We start from the raw sequence: 18,899 nt of genomic DNA on the forward strand, positions 1-18,899 counted from the left end.
ATTTTTATATATTTATGCGGGTGTAGTTTAGTGGTAAAACTACAGCCTTCCAAGCTGTTGTCGCGAGTTCGATTCTCGTCACCCGCTTTGAACTTTGTTCATTACCAAGTTTTTAACTTGGGCGCGTAGCTCAGGTGGTTAGAGCGCACGCCTGATAAGCGTGAGGTCGGTGGTTCGAGTCCACTCGTGCCCATTAATAGGAGAATTACTCAAGAGGCTGAAGAGGACGGTTTGCTAAATCGTTAGGTCGGGTAACCGGCGCAAGGGTTCGAATCCCTTATTCTCCGTAATGAAAGAGCTTTTTAGCTCTTTTTTTATTTTCCCTTTTTTCATATTTTAAATCAGTTATTGCTTTTTAAGTTTTATTCTTTTATGTTAAAGTTTTTTATATTTGATATAATGTAAGAGAGATTTAAGCATTATTTTTCTGTAACTATTAAGGAGAATGCTATGGAGAATAAAAAAGTATTAGGATCTTTCTTTGTTCTTGTTCTAAGTTTATTTACATTTGGTTGTAGGAGTCAAAATGTTGAAATTTCTAGTAAGGATAGCAGCTTATCGTCTTCTACTAGTCAGTCTACAACGAATGAATCATCTAAGAAAGATTATAAAGAATTATACAAGTCGATTTTTGATGATTACCAAAAAATTCTTTCTACACCTAAGGATACAGCTAAAATTCTAGATCTTTATTAAAATCTGAATACAACTGATTGGCCTATTGATAGTTGGGCACTTGAAAATGCAGTTTATCAAGCGGATAAGATGCGCTATGTCTATACAGACCTTAATCAAGATGGTGTAGAGGAATTGCTAATCGGTGTTGAGCAATCTAGTGGTGGTTATTTTATTTCGGGGCTTTATTATTTAGTAAATGAGAAACCGGTACTTCTAGCAGAAGGTTTTGTAGCAGGTCACGGTGGTGCTAGAAATGCTATGAATATCTATCAGAGCGGTGATATCTTAGAATTAAGTTGGTCCTCTGGAACAGGTGAAGGTAGAGGAGTGCTGTATCATCTAAATGTAAATCAGCAAGCTGCAAGTAAATTACAAGAACAGGATATCCGAGTTCCTGGGAATAAGAGTTTACATGCAGATTTTGGAAAAACAGAGGCTGAAATACTAGATCTCAATCAACTTGATTGGCAGAAATTTGAAACTTCTACTAGCAGCAAGACTATTTCAGGTGAAGAGCAAAAAGCTCCTTGGAACGCTAACAAATCTGCCAAACTTGAAGCTTTTATAAAGGACTGGGGCGAAAGACTAGGACAACCCAATTACCAAAAGGGGATCGCAGGAGGGGATGTTGGGGCTGACCATCTCTATACCCTTAGGGATGATGGACCAAGTGAGAAAATGAATGCCGAGTATACGGATACAGGTCTCGGTAATGCCCAGTTCCGAATTGTAGAGCGTTATAGTAATTGGGATAAATACCCGGATGTTCATAGTTACTTCTTTGCGATAAGCAATACAGGAGAAGCAATTGTCTTTTATTCACCGACTACTAATGGTGGGGTCATGTACTTAAAACCAACAGAAAATACAGAAATCCAAGCAGAGTTTAAACGCTTGGTTGAAGAAGAATAAAAGAAAAAGAGTTTAGTTTTTAGCTAGGCTCTATTTTTAATATCTCTTTCTATCATTTTTATATTCTTTGAGTATTTAATGGTATACTATTGTTAGATAAAATTATATAGTATTATTTGACGATGATTGTATAATTTAGGAGAACATAATTTATGACAAAAGGTGTTAAGTTTCGTAGTATTTTTTATAGATTTGTTTTATTTATCATTGTTTTGTTTTTTCTAGGTTTTAATCAAATTGTTGGCCGAGGATTTCAATCGATTACCCTTTTTGATTACACTTTTAGTTTTGATCAAATACAGTTGGTGTATTGCCTTCTTTTATTAATTTTAGTTGGCATTGGCATAAATTTTCTTTTTCCTTGGAAATTTTATATTTCACAGGATGGGATTTACCTTAGAAGATTAGATTTATTTGTTCCTTGGAGTGATATTAGTGGAGTCTCCCATGTTTGGATTAACAAAGCAAGTAATTTTAGCAGAGGACTTATTTTTTATAATTATAAATGTTTAGTTTTCTATCGTCATGACTACAAGCCGATTTGTATCTATAATACTTCCTTATTAGCTTTATTTCTTATCAAACTCTTTAATCCTCAGATTAAAACGAATACCATGTCAGCTAGTTTTGCTACTGGATTAAATATTCTATTAAATTCGTCGCTTTTTTATTATCTTTACTTTCTTGAGTTAAAGGATCTTAGTTTTAGTTCTTTTTTACTTTTTTGCTTACTCTACTTTATAAAAAGTTTTATCATTCCTTTATGGTTGGTTTATAGTCAAAATTCTAAGTACGGTCCTTATCTAGCTCATAGTACTTTCTTTAAGAGGAATGCTTCTGATGTGATTCCTGTTTAATTTTATAAAAATGATGGCTTTCTACTTTTTAGTAGGAAGTTTTTATTATTTCTATATCGAAAGAGTTGACAGATGTAATCAAAAAGATTACAATTAGCAGTATAAAGTTCCATATGGAAGAAAAAGGAGACAAAATGAATAAGATGATAGGGGGCTACCAAGCTCTACAGATTCGTTTGTTGAATGGGCGTATCTTTCAAAAACTCTTGAGCAAGGAACCAGATGCTCAATACCGGAGTGAACAAGGGAAAATTTTAACGATTTTGTGGAAGCAAGAGTTGGGGTGCGTTACTACGACCGATATTGCTCTTGCGACGGGTTTAGCCAATAATACATTGACCAGTATGGTTAAGAAATTGGAAGAACAAGGTTTGGTCACGATTCAACCTTGCACGCAGGATAAAAGGAAAAAATATATCTCTTTGACAGACCTCGGTTGGGCACAAAAAGAAATTGGAGACCGTGTCAGTAAAGAATTGGGGGAGATTTTCTACCAAGGCTTTTCGGATCAAGAAATCCGAGAATTTGAGACCTATCAAGAGCGCATTATCTCAAATCTAAAGGCTAATGAAAATGACATCTAGGGAAAGGGAGTAACAGTTATGATTGGAATAACAGGTGTAACAGGGAAATTAGGTTCCTATGTGGCGAATCTTATAGATCAAAAAGGAATCGCTTCAATCCATCTAGCACGAAGCCCAGAGCGTGCAAAGATTTATGCATCTGCGGAAATTCGTCAGATGGTGTATGCCAAAACTCCAGAGGTGGTTGAGGCCTTACAGGGGATTGATGTCTTGCTGATGGTCTCTGCTCGCGAAAATCCAGAGCGTGTGAAGGAACACAAGAGTTTTTTAGATGCCGCAAAGCTAGCAGGGGTCCAGCATATCGTCTATACCTCCTTTTATGGGGCAGATGAACAGGAAACTTTTACCTTGTCTCGAGATCATGCCCAGACAGAAGCCTATATCAAGGAGTTAGGCTTCACCTACACGTTTCTAAGAGATAATTTTTACTTGGATTTCTTTATTGATATGGCCCTTGAAAATGGAGAAATTCGTGGTCCGGCTGGTAGTGGCCTGGTATCAGCTGTTGCCCGTAAGGATACTTCTAGGGTTGCAGCAGAAATTCTATTAAAACCTAAAAAATGGGAAAATCAAACCTTGAATTTGACAGGGCCAGAGGATCTTTCCATGGAAGAAATCGTAGCGCTTCTCTCAAAAGAAACCGGTAACGCCATCGCGTATGTGGATGAAACAGTAGAAGAAGCTTATGAGTCACGGAAAAAATGGCCAGCACAAACTTGGGAGTACGATGCCTGGGTCAGTACCTATACAGCAATTAAAGCTGGCGAACAAGCTGGGGTTTCAACAGATATTGAAAAAGTCCTAGGGCATCCGGCAAGTAGCCTATTGGATACTTTTAGAGACAGAAAACTTATAGAGGAAGAACATGATTGAATACAAACATGTAGCCTTACGCTACACGGATAAGGACATTTTAAAAGATGTCAATCTCCGCATTGAAAATGGAGAATTTATGGTGCTAGTGGGTCCTTCAGGATCTGGAAAGACCACCATGATCAAGATGATTAACCGTCTCTTGGAGCCGACTGATGGCAATATCTATATGGATGGGAAACGCATCAAGGACTATGATGAACGGGAGTTACGTCTCAGTACCGGCTATGTCCTCCAAGCTATTGCCCTATTTCCTAACTTGACGGTTGCGGAAAATATAGCTCTCATTCCTGAGATGAAGGGCTGGAGTAAGGAACAAATCGCCTCTAAAACAGAAGAACTCTTGGACAAGGTGGGTCTGCCTGCTGCAGAGTATGCAAATCGCATACCTAGTGAGTTATCGGGTGGGGAGCAACAACGAATTGGGATTGTGCGGGCCATCATTGGGGAACCAAAAATCTTGCTGATGGATGAGCCCTTCTCTGCTCTCGATGCTATCTCCCGCAAGCAGTTGCAAGCTCTCACCAAAGATTTGCACAAGGAGTTCGGTATGACGACCATTTTCGTGACTCATGATACGGACGAGGCCTTAAAATTAGGCGATCGGATTGCTGTTTTACAGGATGGAGAGATTCGCCAGGTCGCTGACCCTGAAACAATTCTACAAGCACCTGCGACAGACTTTGTAGCAAACTTGTTTGGAGGTGTCCTTCATGTCTAATTTCATTTCAACCTTTCAGGAGCGATTTAGTGAATGGGTAACAGCTCTGGGACAACACTTACAATTATCTCTTTTGACCTTATTGGTCGCTATTTTTCTGACCATCCCACTTGCGGTTTATCTAAATGGTCACAAAAAAGCAGCGACCTGGGTGCTACAAGTTGCAGGTATCTTCCAGACCATTCCTTCAATGGCTTTGTTGGGGCTCTTTATTCCTTTCATGGGGATTGGAACCTTACCAGCCCTCACAGCCCTTGTCATTTACGCTATTTTCCCGATTTTGGAAAATACAATCACAGCCCTGAATGGTATTGATCCTAGTCTTGAGGAGGCAGGGATTGCTTTTGGGATGACCAAGTGGGAGCGACTCAAGAAGTTTGAAATTCCACTTGCCATGCCTGTCATTGTATCGGGGGTTCGAACAGCGACCGTTATGATCATTGGTACAGCGACTCTAGCAGCTCTTGTGGGAGCTGGTGGATTGGGCTCCTTTATCCTTTTGGGAATTGATCGTCGGAATGCTAGTCTCATTTTAATCGGAGCAATCTCATCAGCCATCTTGGCCATTCTCTTTAATATCATTCTTAAATGGTTGGAAAAGGCAAAGTTGCGTACGATTGTTTCGACCTTTGCTGTCATGGTCCTTGGTTTGGGAGTTAGTTATGTTCCAAGCATGATTCCACATAATGAGAAAGACAATCTCGTCATTGCTGGGAAGTTAGGACCTGAACCTGAGATTCTCATGAATATGTATAAACTTCTCATTGAGGAAAATACGGATATGACAGTGACGGTTAAACCTAATTTTGGGAAGACAGACTTTCTTTACCAAGCGCTGAAAAAAGGGGACATTGATATCTATCCAGAATTTTCTGGAACAGTGACAGAGAGTCTCCTCCAACCATCTCCAGAAGTTGGACATGACCCAGAAAAGGTTTATGAAGTTGCTCGTGATGGCATTGCCAAACAGGATCAACTAGCCTTTCTTAAACCTATGGCTTATCAAAATACTTATGCTATAGCAGTTCCCAAAAAAATTGCGCAAGAATATGGACTTAAGACGATTTCAGACTTGAAAAAAGTAGAAGGACAGCTCAAGGCGGGATTCACTCTAGAGTTTAATGATCGTGAGGATGGAAACAAGGGCTTGCAGTCTGTTTATGGATTGAATCTCAATGTGGCAACCATGGAGCCAGCTCTTCGCTACCAAGCCATCCAGTCAGGGGACATTCAAATTACAGATGCTTACTCAACAGATGCTGAAATTGCTCGCTATGATTTAGTGGTTTTGGAGGATGATAAACAACTCTTCCCGCCATATCAAGGTGCACCACTGATGAAAGCTGAATTACTCGAAAAACATCCTGAATTAGAAGCTATTCTTAATAAACTAGCTGGTAAAATCACCGAGAGCCAGATGAGTCAGATGAACTATCAAGTCGGAGTAGAAGGCAAGTCGGCTGAAACAGTGGCGCGTGAGTTTCTCCTTCAAGAAGGAATACTTAAGTAATAAAGTTTCAAAGGATTATTGGATTAGTTGATACTCTTAACAGTAAATAAAAAAGGATCAGACGGTCCTTTTTTATTGTATCAAGGCTAACAAGATAGTAAGAACCAGTGCGATTCCAATTCGAATAAGATGGTGAACTGGATGAAAGTTTTCTTTTCGTTTGCCATTCCAATAGGCTCCGTAGCAAATCAAACCACAACCAATCAGCCAAATGAATAAAGCAACAATCGGCAAAAGGAAGTAGAGGATGAGAGATAAGGTCGCAAGGCAACTTCCTATGAACAGAAGTCGATTTCCTAGAGTGTTCTTGCCCTTTATTAATTCTGAAAGGATGGCCAATAAATGAATAAGAGGAAAAGCAAGAAGTAAGAAGGCTATAAAAATAGCAAGAATAATAACGAAGTTCATAAGATTTCCTTTCTAGCTAGAATAATGATGATTTATTTTTGTTTGGTTGTTATTTTCATGACGTCTAAGTAAAATCTCACTACTTGATCTTCCTTATAAGATTTCCCCTTTTTCAGCCACCAAGTCAATGTTTCGATAAAGTTAGTTACAACAAAGTGCTTGAGGTAGGAGTCAGGAATATTAGGATAGGCAACTTGTAAGTCCTCTACAACCATGGGGTAGACGTGGTGTTCCAATTCTTTCTGTAATTGACGGAGGAAGTAGTCATTTTTTGAAAAAAGGAGGCTGGTGATATGGTCTTGATTTTTCTTAAAATGCAAAAAGATATGAGCCAAATAAGCTTCTTTAGATATATTTTTCTCACGTTCAAAAAGATGATGGAAGAGATAACGGCAGAGCTCGTCTAGGAGTAATTCTTTACTTTCATAATGGCTATAAAAGGTGGAACGACCGACATCTGCTAGGTCTATTATCTCCTGAACAGTGATGGTTTCAAAGTTTTTTTGATTTAGTAATTGTAAGAAAGCAGCATAGATAGCTTTTCGAGTCTTGGTAATGCGACGATCTTGAGTACTCATATGAACAATTTGAACAAACTGTTCAGTAACTTACAAACTGAACAGAATGCTTCTATCCTTTCTGTTGATAGTATTGGATAATAGATAATGAACAAGATGTTCATGAATCTATTATATCAGAGGATTAAGGATTATGAAGACAAAACATGCTGTTTGGTTAGCATTTTTCTTGAATTTGAGTTATGCCATTGTCGAGTTTATCGCTGGAGGAGTATTTGGATCGAGTGCAGTTCTTGCTGATTCCGTTCACGACATGGGAGATGCAATCGCAATTGGGGTATCAGCCGTTCTAGAAACGATCTCCAATCGTGAAGAGGATAGCCGTTACACCTTGGGTTACAAACGATTTAGCCTTCTAGGAGCTTTGATAACGGCTGTGATTCTCATGACAGGATCAGTTTTTGTCATTTTGGAAAATATAACGAAAATCTTTCATCCCCAACCTGTCAATGATGAGGGCATTCTCTGGCTAGGGATCATCGCGGTTACGATCAATGTGCTAGCGAGTTTAGTGGTTCGTAATGGGAAAACAAAGAACGAGTCGATTCTTAGCCTGCATTTTCTGGAAGACACACTTGGTTGGGTCGCCGTCATCCTGATGGCTATTATTCTACGATTTACGGATTGGTATATCTTAGATCCTCTCTTGTCGCTTGTCATTTCCTTCTTTATCTTGTCAAAAGCCATTCCACGTTTTTGGTCTACGCTAAAGATTTTCTTGGATGCTGTACCAGAAGGAGTGGATATCGAGCAAGTAACGAGTGATTTGGAGCAATTGGAGTATGTGGCCAGTGTGAATCAGCTCAATCTCTGGACCATGGATGGTTTGGAGAAAAATGCCATTATTCACGTTTGTCTGGAGCATGTCAAGCATATGGAGGTCTGTAAAGAATCTATCCGAGACTTGCTCAAAGAGAGTGGCTTTCAAAATGTCACCATTGAGGTGGATGAAGACTTAGCAACCCACCGAGCTCATAAGCGTAATGTCGAAGAGCTGGAATCTAGTCAAAGTCATGATTACGATCATCGTCATTGATGAAGCGTAGTATAAGTGAGCGAAAGCTTCATAAAAAGTGTATACTTGAAGTAAGTTAGATACAGAGAGGTAAATGTTTATGAAATCAGCAGTCTATAAAAAAGCAGGTCAGGTTGGTATTGAAGAGGTTAAACATCCAAGCATTCAAGAAGCGGATGATGTGATTATCCGTGTGGTTCGTGCTTGCGTATGTGGTTCAGACCTATGGAGTTACCGAAATCCAGATATTAAAGCGGGTCACAAAAATAGTGGACACGAAGCAATTGGAATCGTTGAAGAAACTGGAGAGGCCATTACAACAGTCAAGCCCGGTGATTTTGTGATTGTACCATTTACTCATGGCTGTGGGGAATGCGACGCTTGTCGTGCTGGATTTGATGGTTCTTGTGACAATCATATTGGAAATAATCTAGGAGGAAATTTCCAAGCTGAATATCTCCGTTTCCACTACGCTAATTGGGCACTTGTGAAAATTCCTGGTCAACCTTCAGATTATAGCGAAGGCATGCTCAAGTCACTTTTGACACTTGCTGATGTCATGCCGACCGGTTACCATGCAGCGCGTGTGGCTAATGTGCAAAAAGGCGACAAAGTTGTCGTTATTGGGGATGGGGCTGTTGGTCAATGTGCTGTCATTGCAGCTAAGATGCGTGGCGCATCCCAAATTGTCCTTATGAGTCGCCACGAAGACCGTCAACAAATGGCCTTGGAGTCAGGCGCGACAGCAGTCGTAGCTGAGCGAGGAGAAGAAGGAATTGCCAAGGTACGTGAAATTCTTGGCGGTGGACCAGATGCAGCACTTGAGTGTGTTGGTACTGAGGCTGCTGCTGAGCAAGCACTGGGTGTCCTTCATAATGGCGGTCGCATGGGATTTGTAGGAGTTCCACATTATAAGAATCGTGCACTTGGTTCAACCTTTATGCAAAATATCTCTGTTGCAGGTGGAGCAGCTTCTGCGACAACATACGATAAACAATTCTTGCTCAAAGCTGTCCTTGACGGTGATATCAATCCAGGTCGTGTCTTTACTTCAAGCTATAAACTGAAAGATATCGACCAAGCTTATAAGGATATGGATGAACGTAAGACTATTAAATCTATGATTGTGATGGATTAATACTCTTCAAAAATCTCTTCAAACCACGTCAGCTCTATCTGCAACCTCAAAACAGTGTTTTGAGCTGACTTCGTCAGTCTTATCCACAACCTCAAAGCAGTGCTTTGAGCAGCTTGCGGCTCGCTTCCTAGTTTGCTCTTTGAGTATAAAAAAGAAAATCCTAATAGAGAACTGAGAAGCTCTTATTAGGATTTTTTGTATTCAACTCTTGTACTTAATGCAAGGTGCTTTCTCTTAAAGTCAGTTTGGTTCCCAGCATAGTGAGGCTTGGGATTTTACGGCCGTGAAGGACTTCTCTGTTCAGAATATCCATTCCTGTGCGTCCCATTTCTTCGGTGTAGACTGTAATACTGGAAAGTGGTGGGAACACTTGCTTAGTCAGAATGGTATCATTAAAGGAAATAATGCTGACGCGCTCTGGTATGCTGATGCTGGCTTCTTGAAGGGCGCGAAGGGCACCAATGGCCAAGCTATCACTGGCTGCAAAAAAGGCTTGTGGAAGCTTCTCTCCTAATTTTTCGATAGCTTCTTTCATTAAATCATATCCAGATTGAGCAGTAAATAGACCTTGGGAAACGAATTTCTCGTTATAAATTCCTTTTTCTTGCGTATAAGATTTGAAGTAATCTAAACGCTTGTCTGCGATGACTTCTTCTTGGTCAGTAGTAGTTTCAAGACCGGATAAGATACCAATCTTCTTAATCCCGTGGTCTGTAAAGTAATCAACCACCTGTCTAACAGCATTATTAAAATCTGTAATGACACAGGTATGGCCCAAGGCGATGGTGTCACTATCAAGAAAAACTAGAGGTTTTTGATATTCTTCAAATGAGGCAATCTGTGCTTGGCTAAATTTTCCAATACAAAGAATTCCAATGACTTCTTCGCTAAGCGTGAAAGGTTGGTCGTTGAAATAGCGCAAGATTTCGTAATCTAATTCTTGGGCTCTATTTTCAATTCCTAGTCGAATCTGGTAGTAGTAGAGGTCTTCTAACTCTCCCTGTTCACTGACCCATTGGATGATGGCAATCTTTTGTTTGAGTTTATGAGATTCACCAGTTTTGAGATGCTTGGTGTAACCTAGTTCTTCGGCGACGGTTAAAATACGATGTCGGGTTTCTTCTGTGACAGATAGACTCTGATCGCGATTGAGGACACGGGATACAGTTGCGATTGAAACAGAGGCTAGCTGAGCGATATCTTTGAGTGTAGCCATAATTCCCCTCCTTTTTAGGTTATTATAGCATATTTTTCTTGCTTTTTACTCATAGTTTAGTAAAATATCGGTAAAATTGTTGACCAAAGCAAAACCCTTGGGTACAATAGAAGAAAACGATTACAAGGTAAATTTTTTTACCTGACAAATTGTCAAAGGAGAATTCATATGACACAACATCTTACTGCTGATGCACTTCGCAAGGACTTTCTTGCGGTTTTTGGTCAAGAAGCAGATCAAACCTTCTTCTCACCAGGCCGTATCAACTTGATTGGGGAACATACTGACTATAATGGTGGCCATGTTTTCCCAGCTGCTATTTCACTCGGAACTTATGGGGCCGCACGTAAGCGTGATGACCAAGTATTGCGTTTTTACTCAGCTAACTTTGAGGATAAAGGAATCATCGAAGTGCCTCTAGCTGACCTTAAGTTTGAGAAAGAGCACAACTGGACCAACTATCCAAAGGGTGTCCTTCATTTCTTGCAAGATGCTGGTCATGTGATTGATAAAGGGTTTGATTTCTATGTTTTTGGGAATATACCAAATGGTGCGGGCTTGTCTTCTTCTGCATCCTTAGAACTTTTGACTGGTGTTGTGGCAGAATACCTCTTTGACTTAAAATTGGACCGTTTAGATTTGGTTAAAATCGGAAAATTAACAGAGAACAACTTTATCGGTGTTAACTCTGGTATCATGGACCAATTTGCTATCGGTATGGGGGCAGACCAACGTGCTATTTACCTGGATACCAATACTTTAGAATACGATTTGGTTCCCCTTGATTTGAAGGACAATGTCGTTGTTATCATGAATACCAACAAACGCCGTGAACTTGCGGATTCTAAATACAATGAACGCCGCGCTGAATGTGAAAAAGCAGTAGAAGAACTCCAAGTGGCCTTGGATATTCAGACTTTGGGTGAATTGGATGAGTGGGCTTTTGATGAATACAGTTACCTCATCAAAGATGAAAATCGTTTGAAACGTGCTCGCCATGCCGTTCTTGAAAACCAACGTACGCTTAAAGCACAAGCAGCACTTCAAGCGGGAGATTTGGACAAGTTTGGTCGTTTGATGAATGCATCTCACGTTTCTCTTGAGCATGATTATGAAGTGACTGGTTTGGAATTAGATACCCTTGTTCATACGGCTTGGGATCAAGAAGGGGTTCTTGGTGCTCGTATGACTGGAGCAGGTTTTGGTGGTTGTGCGATCGCCCTGGTTCAAAAAGATGCTGTTGAGTCCTTTAAAGAAGCTGTAGGCAAGCATTATGAAGAAATCGTTGGATATGCTCCAAGCTTCTATATCGCTGAAGTAGCAGGTGGAACTCGCGTTCTTGATTAGTCAAAAGGAGGTTTTCTAATGACCTTAGTAGAAACATTTGTTACCAAAGTCATTGCAGAAAGTACCTTTGAAGAGTTAGATCGGATTTATCTGACCAATCGTGTCTTGGCCTTGGTTGGTGATGGTGTTCTGGAAGTTGAGACTGACCAAGACAACTTGATTGATCTCAAAGACCAGCTTGTCGAGGAAGCCGTTCGACTGGAAACAATTGAAGATAGTCAGGCTGCGCGTGAGATTCTCGGTGCTGACCTCATGGACTTGGGAACGCCTTGTCCAAGTCAGGTTAATCGTGATTTTTGGAATACCTATGCCCAGTCACCAGAGCAGGCAATTGCGAATTTCTACCAACTCAGTCAGAAGAATGACTACATCAAACTGAAGGCTATCGCAAAGAATATTGCTTATCGTGTACCATCTGACTACGGTGAACTAGAGATTACCATCAATCTCTCTAAGCCTGAAAAGGATCCAAAGGAAATCGCGGCAGCTAAGTTGGTCAAGTCGAGTAACTATCCTCAATGTCAGCTCTGTATGGAAAATGAAGGCTACCATGGTCGTGTCAATCATCCAGCTAGAAGCAATCACCGGATTATTCGTTTTGATATTTCTGGGCAGGAGTGGGGCTTCCAGTATTCGCCTTACGCTTACTTTAATGAGCACTGTATTTTCCTAGATAGCAAGCATCGTCCTATGGCCATTAGTCGCCAAAGTTTTGAACGTTTGTTAGCAATTGTGGAGCAATTTCCAGGCTACTTTGCTGGTTCGAATGCTGATCTGCCAATTGTGGGTGGCTCTATCCTGACGCATGATCATTATCAAGGGGGGCGGCATGTCTTCCCAATGGAAGTGGCTCCTTTACAGAAATGCTTTACTTTTGATGGTTTTGAATCTGTTAAAGCAGGAATTGTTCAGTGGCCTATGTCTGTGATTCGATTGACGTCGGATTCAAAAGACGATTTGATAAATCTTGCTGAGAAAATCTTACTGGCTTGGCGTCGGTACTCAGATCCAAGTGTGCAGGTTTTGGCGGAAAGCAATGGAACACCGCACCATACTATCACACCGATAGCCCGTAAACGAGATGGACAGTTTTCGTTGGACTTGGTTTTGAGAGACAATCAAACATCTCCAGAGCATCCAGATGGTATCTATCATCCCCACAAGGATGTCCAACATATCAAAAAGGAAAATATCGGCTTGATTGAGGTCATGGGCTTAGCCATCTTGCCACCACGCTTGAAGGAAGAAGTGGAGCAGGTAGCAGCTTACCTAGTCGGAGAGGAAGTATCAGTCGCAACTTATCACCAAGAATGGGCAGATGAGTTGAAAGAAAATCATCCTGGATTGACTGATAAAGACCAAGCTCTCGAAATTGTTCAAGAATCTGTCGGAAAGATATTTGCTCGAGTGTTAGAAGATGCAGGGGTTTACAAGCAAACAGAAGAAGGACAGGCAGCCTTTATGCGCTTTGTGGAGCAGGTTGGAGTTTTACCTTAATAAGTGCTTCTCTCTTGCATAGACTCATGAAAAGTAGTATCATAGTGTCGTTTGAAAAATCAGGAGGAAAGTATGAAAGATTTTCACTTTGACGCTATATCTGCCTTTGAAAACTACGAAATTGAAAAAATGAGGGACGGTCACGTGGTGGTGACAACAAAAGTAGTGGACTCTTCACTCAACTACTATGGAAATGCCCATGGAGGCTATCTATTTACCCTTTGTGACCAAATCAGTGGTCTTGTGGTGATTTCGCTAGGATTAGACGGGGTGACACTCCAGTCTTCCATCAACTATCTGAAAGCTGGAAATCTAGGGGATGTTCTCACTATCAAAGGAGAATGTGTCCATCAAGGACGTACCACTTGTGTCGTCGATGTTGACATCATCAACCAAGATGGCCGAAATGTCTGCAAGGCAACCTTCACCATGTTTGTCACAGGACAACGGTCTGAAGATAGACAGGTGAGGATATAGGAAACAAAAAAAGAGGCACATGCCTCTTTTTTTATTACTTTTCCACTCTAATGATTTATTATTCTACTCACTAAATCTTAAAAAATAGCCATCTGGGTCTAAAACTGCAAATTCATGAGGATAGATATACTTCTCATCAACACGAAATTCTTTTTTAGTCAAAGGACGATGAATAGGATAGTTAGACTCGATTACTTTCTGATAGAGTCTGGGGACATCCTTGATACCAAAGGAAATATTGACACCACGCCCGAAAGGATAAGTCAGTTGGGATAATTCTTCTGCGTTGCCTTCTTCTAGCATAAGCTGGCAATCCTCAAAAGAAAGGAAGAGGAATTTTTCTTCTGGGCGCTCGTATTCGATGGTAAAACCCAGTAAATCGCAGTAGAAGTGACGCGATTTCTCGATATCCGATACGACAAATTCAGGGATGACAGCTTGATAGTCCATTGTTTTCTCCTTAGAAATCAATCTCCATGACAATCGGTGTATGGTCTTGGCGTGCGCCTGAGTCAATCATGTCTGACTTGCTAACCTTGTCTGCTACACGGTTACTTGTAAGCCAGTAGTCGATTCTCCAGCCTGTGTTGTTGATTTTTGAAGTCTTGCTGCGTTGTGCCCACCAAGTATAGCGTTCTGGCACATCGCCATGGATATGGCGGAAGGTATCTGTAAATCCTTTGGCTAAAAGGTTTGTAAATCCTTCACGTTCTTCGTCTGTAAATCCTGGTGAACGGCGGTTGCTGGCTGGGTTGGCAAGGTCAATTTCCTTGTGGGCAACGTTATAGTCACCTGTAGCAAGGACAGGCTTTTGCTTGTCTAGCTGAGCTAAGTACTCTGCATATTTGACATCCCAGACTTGACGTTCTTCCAAGCGTTTGAGTCCATCACCAGCGTTTGGTGTGTAAACTTGAGTCACGAAAAATGTATCAAATTCTAGGGTAATGATGCGTCCTTCAGAATCCATAGTAGAAGGGGCACCGATTTCCGGGAAACTGATAGTTGGAGTCAGTTCTTTCTTATAGAGGAACATGGTTCCAGCATAGCCTTTACGAGCAGGTTCTTGAGAGGAACGCCAAGTATTTTCATATCCAGGGAAGAGTTCTTCTAACACCTCAAGATGTTTTTTAGTAGGCCCTGTAGCTGAAAGCTTGGTTTCTTGGATGGCGATGATATCAGCGTTTTCAGCAACCAAGGTTTGGAGGACGTCTTGTGATAATTTCGCACGCGCAGAATCGCTCGTGAGTGCAGCGTTTAGGGAATCAATATTCCATGAGATCAGTTTCATAATGTTTACCTTTTCATTCAGATTATAGACAATATTATACCAGAAAAAGAAGCAATTCCCCAGCGTATAGTTTGAAAAATCCAGGTCATTCCTATATAATAAAGAATGATTTATGTAAAAGATTGAAAATAAATGAAATGTTACTCCTTTGAGTATCTTTATCGCTGAATATGACAAAGTTTAAGTTAGTGTCATCACCTATGAATAGGAAAAACCTGAGGCAGTCGCCTCAGGTTTCCATTTGTCATTAGAAAGGAATTTTATGTCCATCATCCAAAAACTCTGGTGGTTTTTTAAATTAGAAAAACGCCGTTACCTAGTTGGAATTGTAGCTTTGGTTTTGGTTTCTGTACTAAACCTTATCCCACCTATGATCATGGGGCGCGTGATCGATGCCATCACTTCGGGACGATTAACACAAGATGAGCTCCTGCTTCATCTCTTTTATCTCCTGCTGGCAGCTTTCGGTATGTATTACCTGCGTTATGTTTGGCGCATGTATATCCTAGGGACCTCCTACCGACTTGGACAAATCATGCGTTCAAGACTATTTGAGCACTTTACAAAGATGTCTCCCGCTTTTTATCAGAATTATCGAACCGGGGACCTGATGGCTCACGCAACCAATGATATCAATGCCCTGACTCGTCTAGCAGGTGGTGGTGTCATGTCGGCGGTGGATGCCTCTATCACGGCCTTGGTGACTCTGCTGACTATGCTCTTTAGCATTTCTTGGCAGATGACCTTGGTTGCCATTCTACCTTTGCCATTTATGGCCTATGCGACTAGTCGTCTGGGGAGAAAGACCCATAAGGCTTTTGGAGAATCGCAAGCAGCCTTTTCTGAACTCAACAATAAGGTTCAAGAATCTGTATCAGGTATCAAGGTAACCAAGTCCTTTGGTTATCAATCTGATGAGTTGGCATCTTTCCAGGAAGTCAATGATTTGACCTTCCAAAAGAATCTGCAAACCATGAAATATGATAGCCTCTTTGACCCTATGGTTCTACTCTTTGTTGGTTCTTCCTATGCCTTAACTCTCTTAGTCGGTGCTTTTATTGTGCAAGCAGGACAAGTAACCGTTGGTAATCTTGTCACCTTTATCTCTTACTTGGATATGTTGGTCTGGCCCTTAATGGCTATTGGATTCCTCTTTAATATTACTCAAAGAGGGAAGGTTTCTTATCAACGAATTGAGAGTCTTTTGTCTCAAGAATCACCTGTCAAAGATCCAGAATCTCCACTTGACGGGATTGAAAATGGGCGCTTGGACTATGCCATTGATCGTTTTGCCTTTGAAGACGAAGAGACGCTGAGAGATATACATTTTAGTCTCGAAAAAGGGCAAACCTTGGGTTTGGTTGGGCAAACTGGTTCAGGGAAAACTGCTTTGATTAAATTGCTCCTACGTGAGTATGATGTTGACCAAGGAGCTATTTATCTAAATGGTCATGATATTCGTGACTATCGACTAGCTGACTTACGTAGTTTGATGGGATACGTCCCACAGGACCAATTTCTCTTTGCTAGTTCCATCTTAGAGAATATTTGTTTTGGAAATCCCGACCTACCTTTCTCTGCAGTAGAAGAAGCGACTCAGTTGGCTCAAGTCTATCAAGACATTCAAGCCATGCCTGAGGGATTTGATACAGTTATCGGGGAAAAAGGTGTCAGTCTATCTGGTGGACAAAAGCAACGTCTGGCTATGAGTCGGGCTATGATTTTAAATCCTGATATCTTGATTTTAGATGATTCCTTGTCAGCTGTGGATGCTAAGACAGAGTTCGCGATCATCGATAATCTCAAGGAAACTCGCAAAGATAAAACGACTATCATCACTGCCCATCGTCTCAGTGCAGTTGTTCATGCTGATTTGATCTTGGTTATGCAAAATGGACAGATTATCGAACGTGGGACTCATGAGGACTTACTAGCCTTGGATGGTTGGTATGCCCAAACCTACCAGTCTCAACAGTTAGAAATGAAAGGAGAAGAAGATGCGGAATAAACAAGAACAATGGGCTGTATTAAAGCGTTTGTTGTCTTATCTTAAGCCTTATGGGCTCCTCACCTTTTTAGCCTTAGCTTTTCTCCTTGCGACAACTGTTGTTAAGAGTATTATCCCCCTGGTAGCTTCTCACTTTATCGACCAGTATCTAAACAACCTTAATCAGCTTGCTGTTACAGTTTTGCTAGTTTACTATGGTCTCTACATTCTTCAAACCATTGTCCAATATGTGGGGAATCTCCTTTTTGCGCGCGTGTCCTACAGTATCGTTAGAGATATTCGACGTGATGCCTTTGCCAATATGGAGAAGCTAGGCATGTCTTACTTTGATAAAACGCCTGCAGGTTCCATCGTTTCTCGCTTGACCAATGATACTGAGACTATCAGTGATATGTTTTCGGGGATCTTATCTAGCTTTATCTCAGCAGTCTTTATCTTTGTGACAACCCTTTATACCATGCTTGTTCTGGACTATCGTCTGACAGCTTTGGTTCTACTCTTTTTACCCTTGATTTTCCTTTTGGTTAATCTCTACCGTAAAAAATCGGTCAAGGTCATTGAAAAAACCAGAAGTCTCTTATCAGATATTAACAGTAAGCTGGCAGAAAACATCGAAGGCATTCGTATTATTCAAGCCTTTAATCAAGAAAAGCGCCTGCAAGAAGAGTTTGATGAGATAAACCAGGAGCACCTGGTCTACGCCAACCGTTCGGTAGCCCTTGACTCTCTCTTCCTACGTCCGGCCATGAGCTTATTGAAGCTATTGGGGTATGCAGTTTTGATGGCTTACTTTGGCTATCGTGGTCTCTATCTAGGCATAACGGCAGGAACCATGTATGCCTTTATCCAGTACATCAATCGCCTCTTTGATCCCCTCATCGAGGTAACACAAAACTTTTCTACCCTTCAGACATCTATGGTGTCAGCAGGTCGTGTTTTTGCACTTATCGATGAAACCAACTATGAACCGGCTCAAGAAAATGGACAAGCGGAGATTCAAGAAGGAAATATCCGTTTTGAACATGTGTCCTTCTCTTATGATGGGAAACACCAGATTCTCGATGATATTTCCTTTACGGTTAATAAAGGTGAAACCATCGCCTTTGTCGGACATACTGGCTCTGGGAAATCCTCTATCATCAATGTTCTTATGCGCTTTTATGAATTCCAGTCTGGTCGGGTTTTACTTGATGGTGTGGATATTCGTAAGTATAGTCAAGAGGAGTTGAGAAAAAATATTGGTCTGGTCCTACAGGAACCTTTCCTCTATCATGGGACCATCAAGTCCAATATCGCCATGTACCAAGATATCAGCGATGACCAGGTTAAGGCAGCAGCAGAGTTTGTGGATGCAGATTCTTTCATTCAGGACCTTCCATTAGGTTATGATGCCCCTGTGTCTGAGCGTGGTTCGAGTTTCTCTACTGGTCAACGTCAGCTTCTTGCCTTTGCTAGAACCGTTGCCAGTCAACCGAAAATTCTGATTTTGGATGAAGCGACAGCCAATATCGACTCTGAAACAGAAGCCTTGGTCCAAAATTCCCTAGCCAAGATGAGACAGGGCCGGACGACCATTGCCATCGCTCATCGTCTCTCTACTATCCAAGATGCCAACTGTATCTATGTCCTTGATAAGGGACGTATTATTGAGAGTGGAACCCATGAGGAACTTTTGGCCTTGGGTGGAACCTATCACAAGATGTATAGTTTGCAGGCAGGTGCTCTTTCCTAGGGAAGAATTCCTTTAAAATACATATTTCTTGCACTGCCTCTTTCATTTTGTGGTATAATG

The 18,899-nt window shown here is 41.1% G+C and carries 17 protein-coding genes, 3 tRNA genes and 1 pseudogene; 16 read left to right on the forward strand and 5 right to left on the reverse strand.

Going from position 1 to position 18,899, the window contains the following annotated elements; translation table 11 throughout:
- Positions 1-16: 16 nt before the first annotated feature.
- The 9 genes and pseudogenes from AC3E9F_RS07025 to AC3E9F_RS07065 all read left to right on the forward strand — a co-directional run bounded on the left by AC3E9F_RS07025 (position 17) and on the right by AC3E9F_RS07065 (position 6,135).
- A tRNA-Gly gene (locus AC3E9F_RS07025) sits at positions 17-87 on the forward strand.
- A gap of 32 nt (positions 88-119) precedes the next feature.
- Positions 120-193 (forward strand) — tRNA-Ile (locus AC3E9F_RS07030).
- A gap of 6 nt (positions 194-199) precedes the next feature.
- Positions 200-287, forward strand: a tRNA-Ser gene (locus tag AC3E9F_RS07035).
- A gap of 163 nt (positions 288-450) precedes the next feature.
- Positions 451-1,590, forward strand: a pseudogene (locus AC3E9F_RS07040) (DUF4767 domain-containing protein).
- Positions 1,591-1,742: 152 nt separating this feature from the next.
- The gene (locus tag AC3E9F_RS07045) at positions 1,743-2,447 is read left to right on the forward strand and encodes a hypothetical protein (protein ID WP_263394428.1); all 705 of its coding nucleotides are present in this window, start codon (positions 1,743-1,745) and stop codon (positions 2,445-2,447) included.
- A 134-nt stretch (positions 2,448-2,581) separates the two neighbouring features.
- Complete coding sequence (locus tag AC3E9F_RS07050) at positions 2,582-3,031, forward strand: MarR family winged helix-turn-helix transcriptional regulator (RefSeq protein ID WP_263394429.1); 450 nt, start codon at positions 2,582-2,584, stop codon at positions 3,029-3,031.
- An 18-nt stretch (positions 3,032-3,049) separates the two neighbouring features.
- Complete coding sequence (locus AC3E9F_RS07055; RefSeq protein ID WP_490672952.1) at positions 3,050-3,904, forward strand: SDR family oxidoreductase; 855 nt, start codon at positions 3,050-3,052, stop codon at positions 3,902-3,904.
- Positions 3,897-4,625 (forward strand): ABC transporter ATP-binding protein, encoded by a 729-nt coding sequence (locus tag AC3E9F_RS07060; protein ID WP_263394431.1) that lies wholly within the window; start codon positions 3,897-3,899, stop codon positions 4,623-4,625. Before AC3E9F_RS07055 ends, AC3E9F_RS07060 begins: the two co-directional genes overlap by 8 nt.
- Positions 4,618-6,135 carry an ABC transporter permease/substrate-binding protein gene (locus tag AC3E9F_RS07065; RefSeq protein WP_263394432.1) on the forward strand — a complete coding sequence of 506 codons (1,518 nt, stop codon included), beginning with the start codon at positions 4,618-4,620 and terminating at the stop codon, positions 6,133-6,135. The genes AC3E9F_RS07060 and AC3E9F_RS07065 overlap by 8 nt, the downstream gene beginning before the upstream one ends.
- A gap of 72 nt (positions 6,136-6,207) precedes the next feature.
- Here the strand turns inward: AC3E9F_RS07065 and AC3E9F_RS07070 are convergent, their stop codons facing one another.
- The gene (locus tag AC3E9F_RS07070) at positions 6,208-6,543 is read right to left on the reverse strand and encodes a glucuronide permease (RefSeq protein WP_263394433.1); all 336 of its coding nucleotides are present in this window, start codon (positions 6,541-6,543) and stop codon (positions 6,208-6,210) included.
- Between the two features lie 32 nt (positions 6,544-6,575).
- Positions 6,576-7,121, reverse strand: a complete 546-nt coding sequence (locus tag AC3E9F_RS07075) for a TetR/AcrR family transcriptional regulator (protein ID WP_263394434.1) — start codon at positions 7,119-7,121, stop codon at positions 6,576-6,578.
- Positions 7,122-7,254: 133 nt separating this feature from the next.
- Here AC3E9F_RS07075 and AC3E9F_RS07080 point away from each other — a divergent pair, with 133 nt between their 5' ends.
- Together AC3E9F_RS07080 and AC3E9F_RS07085 are read left to right on the forward strand one after the other, a co-directional pair.
- Entirely contained in the window at positions 7,255-8,157 is a 903-nt protein-coding gene (locus AC3E9F_RS07080) for a cation diffusion facilitator family transporter (RefSeq protein ID WP_214261531.1), read from the forward strand.
- 79 nt (positions 8,158-8,236) lie between these two features.
- Positions 8,237-9,274 (forward strand): zinc-binding dehydrogenase, encoded by a 1,038-nt coding sequence (locus AC3E9F_RS07085; RefSeq protein WP_490672953.1) that lies wholly within the window; start codon positions 8,237-8,239, stop codon positions 9,272-9,274.
- A gap of 214 nt (positions 9,275-9,488) precedes the next feature.
- Here the strand turns inward: AC3E9F_RS07085 and AC3E9F_RS07090 are convergent, their stop codons facing one another.
- Positions 9,489-10,490: a LacI family DNA-binding transcriptional regulator gene (locus tag AC3E9F_RS07090; protein ID WP_490672954.1), complete on the reverse strand. Its 1,002-nt coding sequence runs from the start codon at positions 10,488-10,490 to the stop codon at positions 9,489-9,491.
- A gap of 168 nt (positions 10,491-10,658) precedes the next feature.
- Here AC3E9F_RS07090 and AC3E9F_RS07095 point away from each other — a divergent pair, with 168 nt between their 5' ends.
- From AC3E9F_RS07095 to AC3E9F_RS07105, 3 genes are all read left to right on the forward strand, one after another.
- Positions 10,659-11,837 carry a galactokinase gene (locus tag AC3E9F_RS07095; protein ID WP_490672955.1) on the forward strand — a complete coding sequence of 393 codons (1,179 nt, stop codon included), beginning with the start codon at positions 10,659-10,661 and terminating at the stop codon, positions 11,835-11,837.
- 18 nt (positions 11,838-11,855) lie between these two features.
- Entirely contained in the window at positions 11,856-13,334 is a 1,479-nt protein-coding gene (locus AC3E9F_RS07100) for a UDP-glucose--hexose-1-phosphate uridylyltransferase (RefSeq protein ID WP_490672956.1), read from the forward strand.
- Between the two features lie 72 nt (positions 13,335-13,406).
- Entirely contained in the window at positions 13,407-13,811 is a 405-nt protein-coding gene (locus AC3E9F_RS07105) for a PaaI family thioesterase (protein WP_006152721.1), read from the forward strand.
- Between the two features lie 63 nt (positions 13,812-13,874).
- Here AC3E9F_RS07105 and AC3E9F_RS07110 read toward each other — a convergent pair whose 3' ends face one another.
- Both AC3E9F_RS07110 and AC3E9F_RS07115 read right to left on the reverse strand, forming a co-directional pair.
- A complete protein-coding gene (locus tag AC3E9F_RS07110; protein ID WP_490672957.1) occupies positions 13,875-14,261 on the reverse strand; it encodes a bleomycin resistance protein in 387 nt (128 codons plus the stop codon).
- A 10-nt stretch (positions 14,262-14,271) separates the two neighbouring features.
- Positions 14,272-15,099, reverse strand: coding sequence for an exodeoxyribonuclease III (locus AC3E9F_RS07115; RefSeq protein WP_006155508.1), 828 nt, complete (start codon positions 15,097-15,099; stop codon positions 14,272-14,274).
- A gap of 262 nt (positions 15,100-15,361) precedes the next feature.
- Between AC3E9F_RS07115 and AC3E9F_RS07120 the strand changes: the two genes are divergently transcribed.
- Positions 15,362-17,107 carry an ABC transporter ATP-binding protein gene (locus AC3E9F_RS07120; RefSeq protein WP_004251494.1) on the forward strand — a complete coding sequence of 582 codons (1,746 nt, stop codon included), beginning with the start codon at positions 15,362-15,364 and terminating at the stop codon, positions 17,105-17,107.
- The gene (locus AC3E9F_RS07125) at positions 17,097-18,839 is read left to right on the forward strand and encodes an ABC transporter ATP-binding protein (RefSeq protein ID WP_490672958.1); all 1,743 of its coding nucleotides are present in this window, start codon (positions 17,097-17,099) and stop codon (positions 18,837-18,839) included. Before AC3E9F_RS07120 ends, AC3E9F_RS07125 begins: the two co-directional genes overlap by 11 nt.
- The last annotated feature ends 60 nt before the right edge of the window (positions 18,840-18,899 follow it).

The organism is Streptococcus sp. SCPM-O-B-15277 (M60) (genome assembly GCF_058200335.1).